This is a genomic window from Neobacillus niacini (assembly GCF_048572935.1).
Lineage (GTDB): Bacteria > Bacillota > Bacilli > Bacillales > Cytobacillaceae > Neobacillus > Neobacillus niacini.
This window is the reverse complement of record NZ_CP183883.1, coordinates 388,700-404,000: the sequence shown is the minus strand read 5'-3', so window position 1 is coordinate 404,000 and position 15,301 is coordinate 388,700. Positions and strand designations below refer to the sequence as shown.

Here is a 15,301-nt window from a genome sequence, read left to right as displayed (position 1 = left end):
CATAATAATAGCCCTTTTAATGGAGTTGATCTATTTGAAAAAGCAGAATGTGGAGGAAGTCCTTCAACAGGGGATTCATGGCCCTTTGGAAACGAAGCCGGATGAGAGACGGGAGTTTTTAGGAACATTACGAGAACGTATTATTCTTGCTCTTAAGAAGAACCAAGTGGCGGAAGCAACGATTTATCCTCAAGTGGAGAGGGAAATGAAAAAAAATCCACAGGCAAATCTCTTATTAAATGGAAATATCGAGTACTCCGCTTTATCCAAATATGTAAAGTTGGCAGCCAAACACAAGATTGAACACACAATTGTAACCAATAAGGAACACGATACAGATATCGGCCTGCTGCTGGCTATGGACCATGCCATTGATAAGGATGATATTTATATCACCCAAAAGGAAATCAGCCAGCCTGAACCCCCAAAAAGCAAAGGCCTATTTGCGAAATTATTTAAACGATAATAGGCAAACAGCCAAGCAGTCAATGAGACTGCTTTTATTATTTATTGGGTTAATCGGAGGAGGTAATTCGACCTATATTTGGGTATAACTGGAATTACGTAGGGAATTAGAATATTATAAATATATGGAAGCTCTATTAAGAATCATTTATAAAAGGGGGAAAGAAGAACTCATAATGGAAACGAAAAGAAAAATGGTCAGGTAAGGTCCGGGGATTAATAATCCTTTTACCTTTCACAAGATTACTAGATTACTATACTCTGACCAAGTCTAGGAGGAGAATTATGAGAAAAGGTAAGGTTCTTATTATCGTGATTATTCTAATGCTTACTCTTACGGGGTGCAAGTATCCAACACTAGAAAAAGCCATTGCTGAAACGATACCCTTTAAAGTTCAAGAGGTTTTGTACAAGAAGAAAAGTGATGGAATAACGATCGTTCTTTACACTACGAAAGCAGAAGGAAAAGAAGTAGAACATATTAAAGAGCCAGTTCTAGGTGTCTCGTTCTTTGAAGGGAATGATGACAAGGGATGGAAAAATGATGGTCCAAATGGCTGGGAGCATGCAGAGAGCGAAACATATTCTATTTACAATGAAAATTACACAAAGTATGATGAAAAAGGGAATGTTCTTAAAGATATTTACGTTGTATTTGGAGAAATCAATAATGAGAATATCACTACGATTGAAATAGCCAATCAGGATACCGAAGATTATAAAAAGGCAAAGATAATTAAGAAAGATGGAAAACGCTACTATGTGGGAATAGGCTTCCGCCCGCATGTTAGAGCTTTAAATAGTAATGGAGAGGTTATTCCACAGCAATAAACGAATACATAATTCAGGGAGCTAAATGCTCTTTTTTTTTGACTAATAATCTAAAAAGAACATAATACGCCAATACTGATGAAGCAATCATTGCGGTGAAGCGAAAAAGTTTGGTATTATCAATAGTAAATTAACTAAGACATAAGGGATTGGGGGATTGAAAAATGACACGAATCTCAAACGAGCAGGTTAGACATGTAGCCAACCTAGCAAGATTAGCCATAACGGAGGATGAGACGGAAAGGTTCACGAAGCAGCTTGACGCGATTATTACTTTTGCAGAACAGTTAAATGAACTGGATACGACAAATGTTGAACCAACTTACCATGTACTCGATATGAAAAATGTATTCCGTGAGGACATTAAGGAAAAAGGATTGCCGATTGAAGAAGTATTAAAAAATGCACCTGAACATCAGGAAGGCCAAATCAAAGTTCCAGCGATTATAGGCGAGTAATGCCTAGTTGCTGGAGCTAACTAAAGGAGGGGAAAAAATGAGCTTATTTGATTATAAAGTTTCAGATCTTCATGAACTTTTACATAAAAAGGAACTAAAGGTTACTGATCTGGTAGATGAGTCGTATAAACGTATTGCCCAAGTAGAGGGCAAGGTTCAAGCATTTTTAACATTGGATGAAGAGAAGGCTCGGCAAACAGCCAGTTCCCTTGATGACAAGCTTACCACGGAATCCAAAAATGGTTTGTTGTTTGGAATGCCAATTGGCATAAAGGACAATATTGTCACCAAAGGACTTCGGACAACCTGTGCAAGTAAGATTCTAGAAAACTTTAATCCCATCTATAATGCTACCGTTGTGCAGAAGCTGCAGCAGCATGAGACGGTAACAATCGGAAAGTTAAATATGGACGAGTTTGCAATGGGCTCTTCTAACGAAAATTCCCACTATCAAAAAACACGCAATCCGTGGGATCTTGATAGAGTACCAGGCGGTTCTTCAGGCGGCTCTGCTGCTTCGGTAGCTGCAGGTGAAGTGCTATTTTCTTTAGGTTCCGATACGGGGGGATCTATCCGACAGCCAGCTGCTTTTTGCGGAGTAGTAGGGTTAAAACCGACTTATGGAAGAGTATCCCGCTTCGGACTAGTTGCATTTGCTTCGTCCCTTGATCAAATTGGTCCTATAACAAGAACCGTTGAAGATAATGCCTATCTATTACAAGCAATATCCGGATTAGACCAAATGGATTCAACATCAGCAAATGTCGAAGTGCCGAATTTTGTATCTGCGTTAACGGGGGATGTTAAAGGGTTAAAAATAGCGGTCCCAAAAGAGTATCTTGGTGAGGGAGTGACTGACGCTGTCCGCCAGTCTGTCCTAGATGCATTGAAGGTCCTTGAAAAACAAGGTGCTGTTTGGGAAGAGGTATCCTTGCCGCATTCTAAATATGCATTAGCGGCCTATTACTTGCTTTCATCTTCTGAAGCGTCTGCTAATCTAGCCCGCTTTGATGGTGTTCGCTATGGGTACCGGAGTCCAAATGCTGATAATTTACTTGATTTATATAAGAAGTCAAGAGCGGAAGGTTTCGGGGATGAGGTAAAACGCCGTATCATGCTTGGTACGTTTGCATTAAGTTCAGGTTATTACGATGCCTATTATAAAAAAGCACAGCAAGTCCGTACTCTCATTAAGAAGGACTTTGAGGATGTGTTTGAAAAATATGATGTTATCATTGGACCAACGACTCCAACTCCAGCGTTTAGAATCGGTGAAAATATTGAGGATCCGTTAACTATGTACATCAATGATATATTGACGATTCCTGTGAACCTAGCAGGGGTACCGGGAATCTCTGTACCGTGTGGATTTGATAATGGGCTGCCGCTTGGATTACAAATCATTGGAAAGCACTTTGATGAGGCGACCATTTATAAGGTGGCACATGCATTTGAACAAGCAACAGATTATCATAAACAAAAGCCAGGAATATAGGGGGTGAAATAGATGGAATTTGAAACTGTCATTGGTCTAGAAGTTCATGTTGAGTTAAAAACGGATTCGAAAATCTTTTCGGCAAGCCCGAACCATTTTGGGGCTGAGCCTAATACAAATACAAGTGTCATTGACCTTGGTTATCCCGGTGTACTGCCAGTCCTAAATAGAAAGGCCGTTGAATACGGGATGAAGGCAGCAATGGCCCTGAATTGCCAGGTCGCTACTCACACGAAATTTGACCGAAAAAACTATTTTTATCCAGATAATCCGAAAGCTTATCAGATTTCTCAATTTGATAAGCCAATTGGTGAGCATGGCTGGATTGAAATTGAGGTAAATGGCTATACAAAAAGAATTGGAATCACAAGGATTCATCTAGAAGAAGACGCAGGAAAACTCAGTCACGGGAATGGTTATTCACTAGTCGATTATAACCGCCAGGGAACACCGCTTGTGGAAATCGTTTCTGAACCTGATATCCGTACACCTGATGAAGCTTATGCGTATCTTGAAAAATTAAAGTCGATTATCCAATATACTGGAGTATCAGATTGTAAGATGGAAGAAGGCTCTCTTCGCTGTGATGCCAATATATCCATTCGTCCGGTTGGACAAGAAGAGTTTGGAACCAAGACAGAATTAAAGAACTTAAACTCGTTCAATTTTGTTCGAAAAGGGCTGGAGTTTGAAGAGATAAGGCAGCGTGAAGTGGTCTCGAATGGCGGAAAAATTGATCAGGAAACACGTCGTTTTGATGAAGCAACAGGCGCTACCTTACTTATGCGGGTAAAAGAAGGATCGGATGATTATCGATACTTCCCGGAACCAGACTTGCTGGATATTTATATTGATGAGGAATGGAAAGCTAGTATAGCAGCTGAAATACCAGAACTCCCTGATCAGCGCCAAAAGCGCTATGTAGAAGAGCTGGGATTACCTGTTTATGACGCTAAAGTTTTGACGGTAACGAAAGAAATGGCTGATTTCTTTGAAGGTACCGTCGCTGCGGGTGCAGAGGCGAAATTAGCTTCAAACTGGATCATGGGAGATGTGTCTGCTTACCTAAACGCAGAAGGGAAAGAACTCCATCAAATTTCCCTGACACCGGAAAGCTTAGCAAGTATGATTAAGCTCATCACAAACGGAACGATTTCATCAAAGATTGCTAAAACCGTTTTTAATGAGTTGATTGAAAACGGAGGTGATGCTGAGCAAATTGTTAAGGACAAAGGCTTGGTGCAAATTTCTGATGAAGGAACACTGTTGAAAATCATATCTGAAGTTCTTGACGCCAATCCACAATCCATTGAGGATTTTAAAAATGGTAAAAATAAGGCAGTTGGTTTCCTCGTTGGGCAGTTAATGAAGGCGACAAAAGGTCAGGCGAACCCACAACTGGTAAATCAATTATTGCAACAGGAATTAAGCAAACGATAAACGGCAAACAGGCAGATTCTAATCTGTCTGTTTTTTTGTCGAATCAATCATCGACTTATTCCGCATCATTTCCTGGGAAAAAGATTTATTTCCTAAGGCTTTAAGCAAAACTAATTAAACGTTTGATTAGACGACAAAAATCTACCCTTTTTTTGGAATAAAACCTTTTGCAATAAGCTTGAAAGCTATTTTAATTAAACGTTTAATTAGTATATTTTTAGTGGTTTTTTGTCGAGTGGTTGGGCGAATTTTAAAATGATTGAATTTTAGGAAATAATAATATAAAAAATGACAATAAATTCATGAGAAAAGCTTTAGAAAGTAAGTAGATATAAGGGTTTATTCCAATTCTAATCAAACGTTTGTTTAGTCGACAGAATTCTTCCCTTTTTTAAAGAGAAACTCTTTTATAACGAAGGTTAAAGTCCATTCTAATCAAACGTTTGTTTAAAGGAAAAAGGAGAAATTTGCTGAATATCCCAATAGAAAAAGTTAGAGAGAGTTTGATAAATAAGCGGAGAAATTTCTCTTAATTATGAATTAGCACTGAAAATAGCTTCAATAGATGGAGAGATTCCGACTATTGACTCGAAAAACGTAAAAATGGGTAATTTTTCTTTACCTAATAGGAAAACCTCCGCCTATATATCCCGACCGAGCTCTATTCTGCTGTCTAACGGAAAAACTTCCGCTTATTTTAAATATCACTGGTTACTCATTGAAGGATAAGGCAACCTATGTTTTTAAAAAACCAGGTGAACCTCATTTAGATACATTACTCCGCCACAAAAGGTATCCCTCTTTGTGATCTCAACATAATCCACATACTAAATCACAAATAATTCACACACCCTCCAATAATTATTTCATACCCGTGAATTACTATGTGAATCAAGACGAAATAAGCAATTAAAATTCGCTAAAATATTGATAAATCAATAAAAAAACGCACTGTGAATTCAAGTGCGCTTTCCTATGTTATCTACAATATTTGTACTTCTAAAGTATTTACGAGCGTGTTTCTTCGTGACTTAATTTTGTTTTAATAAACGTACACTTTCATCAAACTCTTTTTCAATTGCTTCATTTTTCTTGTATGTGATTAGACTTACGATAACAGCAACAAGTAAGTTAAAAACAAATCCAGGAACGATTTCATATAGTGTATCGCCAAGTCCAATATTTTTCCACACAATAACGGTGACTGCACCGACGATCATACCAAAGAGGGCTCCCCAATTCGTAATCTTCTTCCAGAATAAGCTTAATAGAATAATTGGACCGAATGCTGCACCGAAACCAGCCCATGCATAGGCAACTAAATCTAGAATCGTACTGTTTTGTTTGAAAGCCAGTGCTGCTGCAACCACAGCTACAAGGAGAACAGCCATTCTTCCTAAGAATACTAGATGTTTCTCACTTGCATTTTTGTTCATGACCACTTTATATAAATCTTCAACAAGTGCACTAGAAGTGACGATTAATTGAGAAGAAATGGTACTCATTATTGCAGCAAGAATTGCAGCCAATGCAAATCCTGCAAACAATGGATGAAACAAGATTTGACTTAATTCAATGAAAACTGCCTCAGGGTTTTCCAAAACATGTTGTGGATTCTGATGGAAAAAGGCTATTCCAATCAATCCTGTAAAGATAGTACCGACAAGCGAAATAATCATCCAGCTCATACCAATACGACGGGCACTTTTTGTTTCATTAACCGTTTTGATTGCCATAAAGCGGACGATGATATGCGGCTGGCCAAAATAACCAAGTCCCCATGCCATTGCAGACACGATACCTAAAAAGGTCGTTCCTTTTAATAAATCAAGTTTAGACGGATCGATTGCTCTGATGGTATCAAATGTTTCGGCAGGACCGCCAGTACTGAAAATACCAATTGCCGGAACAAGCATAAGGGCAATGAGCATCATCAATCCTTGGATAAAGTCTGTATAACTTACGGCTAAAAAGCCGCCAAATAAAGTATAGGCAACGACAACGCCGCCAACGATATAAAGACCTGTATGGTAGCTTGTGCCGAAGGAGCTTTCAAAAAAGACAGCACCTGAAACCATCCCGGAAGAAACATAAAAAGTAAAGAATATTAGTATGACGATACCAGATACGATTCGGAGAAGTTTCGTATTGTCTTTAAAGCGATTTTCAAGATAGCTTGGAATGGTAATAGAATCGTTGGCTACCTGTGTATAAGAGCGCAGGCGAGGTGCAACCAATAACCAGTTTAAATAAGCGCCAATCGTTAAACCGATAGCAATCCAAGCATCCGCTAAACCGGTAACATAAATACCCCCAGGCAACCCCATTAATAACCAGCCGCTCATATCAGCAGCCCCAGCACTTAAGGCGGTTACAGCAGGTCCTAAGGATCTTCCTCCAAGCATATAATCTGTTAAGTTGCTTGTTTTGCGATAAGAATACCAACCGATGAAAAGCATCATCGCAATGTATATTCCAATCGACACAAGCTGAAGTGTTTCAGTGGTCATCCATTTTCCCCCTTTATTATCTTAGAAAAAATTTAAAATAATTTTTTTTATATATAAAATATTCTATCAACTTGATATAGCAATATCTACTAGTATTTTTTTACTTTCTCAAAATAGGTTAAACTACTCTTGGAATAGTAGTAAAAAAGGCAGAAATCCTTTTATTTGTAAGTAGAAAATGAAAGGATTATGATAAGAGAAATTGAAGGGAGTGTTACATTTGGAATTAAATTCTTGGTTTCAAAAGGGACTAACGAAAGATGAGTACATAAGCTTAATGACTCGGAATAAAGAAGAAATGACCTCCATCTATGATCGCTTTGAGTTAACGGAAAGCGATAAACAGAAACTTAAAGCTGTTCAGTCAAAAAAATTACGCTCAATTGTTCTAACAGAGGATTGGTGCGGTGACGCTATGCTTAACAATCCAGTATTGCTAAGAGTGGCTGAAGCTGCAGGCATGGAGGTCCGGTTTGTACTACGGGACCAGAATCTTGAACTAATGGACCAATATTTAACGAATGGCACCTCCAGAGCAATTCCTATTTTTATTTTCATTGATCAAGAGGGAAATGAAGTTGGGGTATGGGGACCACGTGCGCCTGAAATGCAAGCCCTAGTGGAAAAAGGCCGTGCAGAACTGCCTGATAAGGAAGCTCCGGATTTTCAGGAGAAGCAGATGGCGTTATACAATCGTCTAGGTCAATCTTATCAGACTAACTCATCGATTTGGCAGACCGTAGCAAATAGTATTATGAATGCCTTCTTGAAATAATTAAGAATCCCTGGCCATTGGCCAGGGATTTTCTACATTTTTAGGTTGCTGTTCTTTGGTGGAATGCGGTCATCAATTAAATTTTTATCATTAATTTTTGGTTCAATTCCTAGGATGAGGTTACGAATATTTGAGCGGTGAAGATAAATTAAAAAGAAGGTAAAGAATAAGAAGATAAGTTCAAAATCGACTTCAGATGAAAAGTAAGAATAAATTAAAAGGCTTAAGCCAACTGAAATGGAGCCAAAGAATACGTATTTCGATATAAAAATTACCAAAAAGAAAGTACCAAAAGCAATCAAGGCTAATGGGAAATTAGCTACTGCCAAGGTTCCTGCAGTGGTAGCAATGGCTTTCCCTCCGCGAAATCCAGCAAAAATGGGATAGCAATGGCCAATCACAGCCAGAAGACCAAAATAAAGCGGTTCCACACTAAGGTTGAAGTGTAGAGGAAGGTAAGCAGCGAGTGCCCCTTTACCAATATCCACAAGTACCACGATAACGGCGGATCCTTTGCCAAGAACCCTTAACGTATTGGTGGCACCAGGGTTTTTACTCCCATGGTCGCGAATATCAACACCAAATAACAGCTTGCCCACAATTAGTGCAGTCGGAATGCTTCCAATCAAATAGGAGGAAAGGAGCAGCAACCAAAGCATATCATCATTCCTTTGTCAGATTCTTTTCTATAACAATAGCATTTTACTATACTTAAATGGTATCATTTTTATAATTCCTAAAATAGGAAATATTAAAGGGGCGACCAGCATGAAACAGATCGATTTTGGTCAAGTTGCTACAAGTTATGCGAAAGCAAGAGAAGATATTCCTGTAAGTTTAATGGATAGCCTTTATGTCCGAGGTATTTTTTTCGATGGGAGAAAAGTCGTAGATATTGGCTGTGGGACAGGAGCATTAACAAGGAAAATCGCTATGAGGAAGGCAGAGGTCACTGGAGTAGACCCATCAAAAGAATTACTTCATCAGGCAGTTGCGTTAAATAGGACGAAAAATTATACGATTCCGTATCTCGAAGGTACTTCGGAGAATACAGGTTTAGATGATTCCCAGTTTGATATCGTAACGGTTATGCGCGCCTGGCACTGGTTTGACCGTGAAAAGGCAATCGCTGAAATGAAGCGAATCTTAAAAGAAAATGGGACACTAATTGTCATAGATTCTGGTTTTCTTGCCGGATCCTCAGTGGTTGAGAAGACGTTTGAAGTTCTATCTAGATATGTTAGTGGAGGACTGAAACCAGCAGGGGCAAAAGCACAATCTAAACAGAGAATTAATGGATTTCCGGCAGAGTGGTTCGATGAATGGCAAAGGAATGGTTTCGATTTAAGAGATTTTTATAAACTTAACTATAATGTGTCCTTTACAAAAGAGGCATGGATAGAAAGAGTGGAATCCATCTCATGGTTAGCAGGGTTAGAAATAGATGTGAGGAATGAGGCGCTGAAGGCTTTAACCGAATCCTTACATGGCCATGAAACGTTCGTCATTCCACACGAATGTAATGTTTGTATATTAAGGCTTCAAGCATAGTTATCCTTAAGACGTGCGGTTCTTCCGTACGTTTTTTTATGTGGTTTTCGTAGTGTTTGTTCTCTTGAATTAATCTCAGTTTATTTTAAGAATTTTAAAATATCAGCAGCTGATTGAATCAGTTGCGTTCGTTTTCTTAGGCTAGTTTGAATACGGCAGGAAGAATAGTCTTAAGTAGGGTCTTGGGGACAAAACGCATGCAGTGGTCAAAGGATCTGTCCTCAATGGAGGGTCTTGGGGACAAAACGCATGCAGTAGTCAAAGGATTTGTCCTCAATGGAGGGTCTTGGGGACAAAACGCATGCAGTGGTCAATGGATTTGTCCTCAATGGAGGGTCTTGGGGACAAAACGCATGCAGTGGTCAAAGGATCTGTCCTCAATGGAGGGTCTTGGGGACAAAACGCAGCAGTTGTCAGAGGGATTTGTCCTAAATCGATGGTCTTGAGGACAAAACGCAGCAGTTGTCAGATGGATATGTCCTCAATGGAGGGTATTGCGGACAAAGCGCATGAAGTCATCAGAGGGATTTGTCCTAAATCGATGGTCTTGGGGACAAAACGCAGGAACACCAGAAGGATATGTCCTAAATGGAGGGTCTTGGGGACAAAATGCAGCAGTTGTCAGATGGATATGTCTCAATGGAGGGTATTGAGGACAAAGCGCATGCTGCCGTCAGATGGATATGTCCTCAATCCATGATCTTGACACGTAGTCTATCATTAGCACATAAATCCATGACCAGACTCTTTTATGCTACTATTTTAATTGAAATCAAAAATATTTTTTAAAATAGTGTAGGGGTTTCTAAATTGTATATCGTCTATTAAGGTGAAGGTCAGAGAGAAAGGGGGAGAGTGCGATTAGTGATTCAGCTTTAATACAAAAAGTGATCGATGGCAGTGACCATGCCTTTCGCCTTTTGGTTGAGAAGTACCGTAATGATGTGTTCCGGACCGTCTTTGCTGTTCTTCGTGATCAAAAGGAAGCAGAGGACGCCGCTCAGGAAGTATTTATGAAAATATATTCCTCTCTCTCCCAATATGAAAATCAAGGCTTTAAGACGTGGATGACCAGGATCGCTGTTAATCATGCAATTGATATAAAGAGAAAGCAAGCACGAAGAAAAGAAGAAGTGATGGAGGCTTTGGAGCAGGAGGCGCTTGGCACTCCAAAGGATGGCGTGGAAAGAGAACTAATCGTAAGTGAAAGACGAAGGCTCGTAAGAAAGAGACTGGATCAGCTTCCTGAGAATTATCGGGATGTCATTTATGGTTTCTATATAGCGGAAAAAAGCTATCAGCAGATGGCTGAAGAACAAAATGTACAGGTGAAAACAATCGAAACAAAGCTATATCGGGCACGTGTTTGGATGAAAAAGAATTGGAAGGAGGACGATTTTTCATGAAGCATTTCAGTTATGATGAGTGGTTGAGTTATGTTAAAGACGAAGTAAACGGCAAAAATCGAGAGGAACTTGAAAGTCATTTGTATACTTGCGACCAATGTCTAGAGAATTATTTATTAGCTGTCTCAGAACATGAATCATCACTTCCAGTTCTTTCAAATGAGGATAGCTTCACAGACCTGGTAATGGCGGAAGTCTCTAAACAAAAAGAGTTCAGTCAAAAACCGACAGTATTGAAACAACCTGTAAAAAAGAAAAAGCCATACTATCAACAGTCGGCTTTCCACTATTTAATCGCAGCTGCTGCAACACTATTACTTACTTTTTCAGGAGTGTTTCAATCACTTGCCACGTATGCAAGTGCTATTGAGGCACCACAGCATATCAAGGAAAAAAAGCCAACAGTCACAGAGGGCGTTATTGATAAAACATTTGCATGGATGGATTCTTTGGAGAAAAAGGAGGCAAATAAAAAATGAAAAGTTCAACGAAGGCGTTAACACTATCACTCTTTCCAGGCCTCGGTCATATTTATTTTGGTAACATGATTCGTGGTGTACTGTATTTAATGTCTGTGGTGGGTTTAGCATTCATTACGGTCATAGCGGTTTTTTCCAACAGTGGTGAAGTGGCTGTCCTATGCTTTATGGTAGGAATCTTTATCTATTTAGTTAGTTTTATCGATTTGGGGTTAAAAATCTCAAAACAAAAGAGGGCATTGACAGCAGCAAATCCTGATGTACCACCTGCACAGGCTACACAGGAATCAGAGCGGTTTTATACGATTGTCCTATCATTTGTCCCGGGTTTAGGCCATTTTCAGCTTGGACTGATGAACCGAGGACTCACCTTGTTGGCAGCTTTTTTAGGCCTTGGTGTTATGGTAATTTTCATAACGGCTCTTAGCAGTCGTTCGGAGTTTCTCGTTTTCTTAGCAGGCTTGCCAATTATCTGGGTGTATGGTTTTTTTGATTCTGTCCAGCAATTAAACAAGAAACAGCGTGGCGAGGAACTTGTTGACCGCACTATTTTTGAAGACTTTGAAACACGAAGAGAGGATGGGAAGAAGAGCAAATCTATTGCCACATTCCTTGCGATTTTTCCTGGTGCAGGACACCTTTATCTAGGTTTACAAAAACGCGGGATTCAGTTAATGGCAGCTTTCCTGTTTTCCATCTATATTTTGGATATCTTACGCCTTGGAATCTTTTTGTTCCTAATCCCGATTATCTGGTTTTACAGCTTCTTTGATGCTATGCAAAAGGTTTCTAAGTATGGTGAGGAAGAAATGGAGGATGTTCCGATTATTTCTTACCTCATTAATCATCAAAAATGGGTTGGAATTGGTCTAGTGGTGATGGGGCTCTATTACCTATTCATGAATGTAATTATTCCTGTCTTTGCCCCAATGCTATCAAATATAATCCAAGTCGATTTAATGTATTGGGTACAAAGCTATTTTCAAACGGGTATTGTTTGTGTGCTGTTAATTGGCGGCGGTATTAAGCTTTTAGCAGGCAGCAAGCATAAGAGGGAGGAGAAAAAATCATGAAAAGGTGGCAAAACGCACTGACAGGGGTGCTCTTAATTGGGGCTGGAATGGGTTTTCTTTTTAGAAAAAGAAAGGTGGAACAGGCATGAGAACATGGCGTGTTGGTACGTTTTCAATGGGGGCCTCACTTCTTTTCCTAGGTCTCTTCCTCTTTCTCTCAAGGTTCATGGGGCTGGATCTTGTCCATGTGATGTCGGCATGGTGGCCGGTTCTATTGATTGTTTTAGGGATTGAAATTCTACTTTACCTATTCTTCTCAAGACAGGAGAAGCCAATATTGAAATATGATTTTGTCAGTATCCTCTTTGTTGGTTTGCTCGGAATGGTTGGAATATTGTTTGCGACACTAAGTGCAACCGGTATTATGGGAAAAGTGGAGGAAGTGGTAGCTAGGGAAGAACGATCGTTTGAGCTGCCGGACTTCTCCTATCAAATAGACGATACGATTAAACGAGTGGTCTTAAAAACGACAGCCTATCAAACGACAATTGAAGCAACCGATGAAAAAGAGGTATCCATGTTTGGGACGTACCGGACCCAGACCGCGAAAAAGGAGAAGCTCTTAGCGAGTGCAGATGATTATGTATATGCAAATAAAAAGGGAGATACTCTTTATGTAAATGTGAAGACACTTCCGAACGAATTAGGACCTTTTTATAGTCATCAGGAAGTTGCTTCTACCATTCTCATTCCAAAGGGTGTTGAACTTGAGGTAATTAGTACCGGAGCAGATCTTACGTTAAATCCGAGGGCACTCGAGAATAATTGGAGTATTAAAGGTGCATCGTCACTAGATGTAAAAGTTGATCAAAGCAGCAATTTGAAAATTGAAGCTGTTGGTGTAGACTCCATTAATGGTGCATGGAATGTAACAGAGGAAGGTGATCCAAATACAGGGGATCGTGTTGACGCTGTTCACCAGTCTGGTGAGGGTAAGTATAATATTACAATTTCGAATACCCATTATGTAAATTTAACGACTAATTAAATTCACATCTAATTTTTTTGCAAAAAAATAAAAAAAAGGTATGATAGAAGACGGCAGTGATATGGATATAATAATATTTGTGTCTAGGGTTAATAATTGTAAGCCTAGGAGTTAATTGGTAGAATATTGAACATATCCATCAGATACCATTTATTTATTTGATTTCATAAAAATAGGATGATGAATAATGAAACGAGCACGATTAATATATAATCCTACTTCAGGGCGGGAAATCCTTAAGCGTCATCTAGCAGAAATATTAGAAAAACTTGAGATTGCCGGGTATGAAGCCTCTTGCCATGCAACAACGGGTGCAGGTGATGCAACGGCTGCTGCTAGGATCGCGGTTGAACGGCAATATGATGTTGTCATAGCTGCTGGAGGTGACGGTACCATTAATGAAGTGGTTAACGGGCTTGCTGAGCAGGATTTCCGGCCAAAACTAGGGATTATTCCAGCAGGTACTACAAATGATTTTGCGAGAGCGCTGCATATACCAAGAGATATTGGCGCAGCGGTAGATATTATCACAAAGGGTGATCGAATCCCGGTGGATATTGGCCGGATTAATGACCGTTATTTTATTAATATCGCCGGCGGCGGGAGAATCACGGAGCTTACATACGAAGTTCCAAGTAAACTAAAGACGATGCTTGGCCAGTTAGCCTACTATCTAAAAGGTATGGAAATGCTGCCTTCCATCAAGGCGTCAGATATCAGTATTGAGTACGATGGCAAGCTTTTCGAAGGAGAGGCAATGTTATTCCTTGTAGGGCTGACGAATTCAATCGGCGGCTTCGAAAAAATAGCTCCAGATTCATCGATTAATGATGGGTTATTTTCATTATTGATCTTGAAAAAAATTAATTTGGCGGAGTTTATTCGAGTGGCAACGCTGGCCATTCGCGGAGAGCATGTGAATGATCCCAATGTTATCTACGCCAAAGCGAGCCGGATTAAAGTACATTCTAATGAAAAGGTTCAATTGAATCTTGATGGAGAATTCGGTGGATTGCTGCCCGCTGAATTTGCAAACTTGTACAGGCATTTAGAAGTATTTGTACCAATCGATGACATCCGTCCCCTTGATAAACCAACCGATTGGGTACCGGGGCAGAGATATAGCTGATAAAGGTTCGTTCCGCTGTGGAGCGAACTTTTTTATTTAGAGGAAAAAAGATTTCGGTACAGAATATAATAAATAAAGTATGAAACAGGAGGCAGTGAAATGGGAAAAAAGGCACTCATTAATATTGATTATACATACGACTTTGTTGCAGATGCAGGGGCATTAACCTGCGGGGAGCCGGGGCGGCTTATTGAAGAGAAAATCGTGCAAATAACTCGTGAGTTTATTGAAAATGATCATTACGTGGTTTTTGCTATTGATGTACATGATAAAGGAGACTCTTATCATCCAGAGACTAGATTATTCCCACCACATAATATTCGCGGTACTTCCGGAAGACATCTGTTTGGCAGACTGCAAGCACTTTTTGAGGAGAATAAAGAGTGCGACAATGTGCATTTCATGGATAAAACACGATACTCCGCATTTGCTGGTACAGACCTTGAAATTAAGCTTCGGGAACGAGGGATTTCGGAGCTGCACCTCGTTGGGGTTTGCACGGATATTTGTGTTCTTCACACAGCGGTAGATGCCTATAATAAGGGGTTTAACATCGTTGTTTATAAAGACGCAGTTGCTTCGTTTAATCAAAAAGGACATGAATGGGCATTAGGGCACTTTGAACAATCCCTTGGAGCGCTGGTTAAATAGTTTTTATAATGGTAAAATTATTTAATATGTTGAAAAAGTAGTTGTTCGGA

General features: G+C 39.6%; 18 protein-coding genes. 16 read left to right on the top strand and 2 right to left on the bottom strand.

Going from position 1 to position 15,301, the window contains the following annotated elements; translation table 11 throughout:
• The first annotated feature begins 34 nt into the window (after nucleotides 1–34).
• The 5 genes from ACN6MT_RS01870 (at nucleotide 35) to gatB (ending at nucleotide 4,689) form a co-directional block, all read left to right on the top strand.
• Nucleotides 35–466, top strand: coding sequence for a YueI family protein (locus ACN6MT_RS01870; RefSeq protein ID WP_174524439.1), 432 nt, complete (start codon nucleotides 35–37; stop codon nucleotides 464–466).
• 284 nt (nucleotides 467–750) lie between these two features.
• Entirely contained in the window at nucleotides 751–1,296 is a 546-nt protein-coding gene (locus ACN6MT_RS01865) for a hypothetical protein (protein ID WP_419954597.1), read from the top strand.
• Between the two features lie 164 nt (nucleotides 1,297–1,460).
• A complete protein-coding gene (gene gatC / locus ACN6MT_RS01860; RefSeq protein WP_419954596.1) occupies nucleotides 1,461–1,754 on the top strand; it encodes an Asp-tRNA(Asn)/Glu-tRNA(Gln) amidotransferase subunit GatC in 294 nt (97 codons plus the stop codon).
• A gap of 37 nt (nucleotides 1,755–1,791) precedes the next feature.
• Nucleotides 1,792–3,249, top strand: coding sequence for an Asp-tRNA(Asn)/Glu-tRNA(Gln) amidotransferase subunit GatA (gatA, locus tag ACN6MT_RS01855; RefSeq protein WP_419954595.1), 1,458 nt, complete (start codon nucleotides 1,792–1,794; stop codon nucleotides 3,247–3,249).
• Nucleotides 3,250–3,261: 12 nt separating this feature from the next.
• The gene (gatB, locus tag ACN6MT_RS01850; RefSeq protein WP_419954594.1) at nucleotides 3,262–4,689 is read left to right on the top strand and encodes an Asp-tRNA(Asn)/Glu-tRNA(Gln) amidotransferase subunit GatB; all 1,428 of its coding nucleotides are present in this window, start codon (nucleotides 3,262–3,264) and stop codon (nucleotides 4,687–4,689) included.
• Between the two features lie 1,031 nt (nucleotides 4,690–5,720).
• On the opposite strand, the gene putP is transcribed toward gatB, so the two are convergent.
• The gene (putP, locus tag ACN6MT_RS01845) at nucleotides 5,721–7,199 is read right to left on the bottom strand and encodes a sodium/proline symporter PutP (protein WP_419954593.1); all 1,479 of its coding nucleotides are present in this window, start codon (nucleotides 7,197–7,199) and stop codon (nucleotides 5,721–5,723) included.
• A 220-nt stretch (nucleotides 7,200–7,419) separates the two neighbouring features.
• Between putP and ACN6MT_RS01840 the strand changes: the two genes are divergently transcribed.
• Entirely contained in the window at nucleotides 7,420–7,974 is a 555-nt protein-coding gene (locus tag ACN6MT_RS01840; protein WP_419954592.1) for a thioredoxin family protein, read from the top strand.
• 32 nt (nucleotides 7,975–8,006) lie between these two features.
• Here ACN6MT_RS01840 and plsY read toward each other — a convergent pair whose 3' ends face one another.
• Nucleotides 8,007–8,633, bottom strand: a complete 627-nt coding sequence (gene plsY, locus ACN6MT_RS01835; RefSeq protein WP_419954591.1) for a glycerol-3-phosphate 1-O-acyltransferase PlsY — start codon at nucleotides 8,631–8,633, stop codon at nucleotides 8,007–8,009.
• 109 nt (nucleotides 8,634–8,742) lie between these two features.
• Here plsY and ACN6MT_RS01830 point away from each other — a divergent pair, with 109 nt between their 5' ends.
• The 10 genes from ACN6MT_RS01830 to ACN6MT_RS01785 all read left to right on the top strand — a co-directional run bounded on the left by ACN6MT_RS01830 (nucleotide 8,743) and on the right by ACN6MT_RS01785 (nucleotide 15,251).
• Complete coding sequence (locus ACN6MT_RS01830; protein WP_419954590.1) at nucleotides 8,743–9,525, top strand: class I SAM-dependent methyltransferase; 783 nt, start codon at nucleotides 8,743–8,745, stop codon at nucleotides 9,523–9,525.
• A 197-nt stretch (nucleotides 9,526–9,722) separates the two neighbouring features.
• Complete coding sequence (locus ACN6MT_RS01825) at nucleotides 9,723–9,971, top strand: hypothetical protein (RefSeq protein ID WP_419954589.1); 249 nt, start codon at nucleotides 9,723–9,725, stop codon at nucleotides 9,969–9,971.
• Nucleotides 9,972–10,113: 142 nt separating this feature from the next.
• Nucleotides 10,114–10,314 carry a hypothetical protein gene (locus ACN6MT_RS01820; protein ID WP_419954588.1) on the top strand — a complete coding sequence of 67 codons (201 nt, stop codon included), beginning with the start codon at nucleotides 10,114–10,116 and terminating at the stop codon, nucleotides 10,312–10,314.
• Nucleotides 10,315–10,412: 98 nt separating this feature from the next.
• Nucleotides 10,413–10,931 carry a sigma-70 family RNA polymerase sigma factor gene (locus ACN6MT_RS01815; RefSeq protein ID WP_419954587.1) on the top strand — a complete coding sequence of 173 codons (519 nt, stop codon included), beginning with the start codon at nucleotides 10,413–10,415 and terminating at the stop codon, nucleotides 10,929–10,931.
• Nucleotides 10,928–11,410: a hypothetical protein gene (locus ACN6MT_RS01810; protein ID WP_419954586.1), complete on the top strand. Its 483-nt coding sequence runs from the start codon at nucleotides 10,928–10,930 to the stop codon at nucleotides 11,408–11,410. The genes ACN6MT_RS01815 and ACN6MT_RS01810 overlap by 4 nt, the downstream gene beginning before the upstream one ends.
• Nucleotides 11,407–12,483 carry a hypothetical protein gene (locus ACN6MT_RS01805; RefSeq protein WP_419954585.1) on the top strand — a complete coding sequence of 359 codons (1,077 nt, stop codon included), beginning with the start codon at nucleotides 11,407–11,409 and terminating at the stop codon, nucleotides 12,481–12,483. The genes ACN6MT_RS01810 and ACN6MT_RS01805 overlap by 4 nt, the downstream gene beginning before the upstream one ends.
• On the top strand, nucleotides 12,480–12,572 hold the full coding sequence (locus tag ACN6MT_RS01800) for an LPXTG cell wall anchor domain-containing protein (RefSeq protein WP_419954584.1): 93 nt from the start codon (nucleotides 12,480–12,482) through the stop codon (nucleotides 12,570–12,572). Before ACN6MT_RS01805 ends, ACN6MT_RS01800 begins: the two co-directional genes overlap by 4 nt.
• Nucleotides 12,569–13,471 carry a hypothetical protein gene (locus ACN6MT_RS01795; protein WP_419954583.1) on the top strand — a complete coding sequence of 301 codons (903 nt, stop codon included), beginning with the start codon at nucleotides 12,569–12,571 and terminating at the stop codon, nucleotides 13,469–13,471. Before ACN6MT_RS01800 ends, ACN6MT_RS01795 begins: the two co-directional genes overlap by 4 nt.
• A gap of 187 nt (nucleotides 13,472–13,658) precedes the next feature.
• Nucleotides 13,659–14,600 (top strand): diacylglycerol kinase, encoded by a 942-nt coding sequence (locus ACN6MT_RS01790; RefSeq protein ID WP_419954582.1) that lies wholly within the window; start codon nucleotides 13,659–13,661, stop codon nucleotides 14,598–14,600.
• A gap of 99 nt (nucleotides 14,601–14,699) precedes the next feature.
• The gene (locus ACN6MT_RS01785) at nucleotides 14,700–15,251 is read left to right on the top strand and encodes a cysteine hydrolase family protein (RefSeq protein ID WP_419954581.1); all 552 of its coding nucleotides are present in this window, start codon (nucleotides 14,700–14,702) and stop codon (nucleotides 15,249–15,251) included.
• The last annotated feature ends 50 nt before the right edge of the window (nucleotides 15,252–15,301 follow it).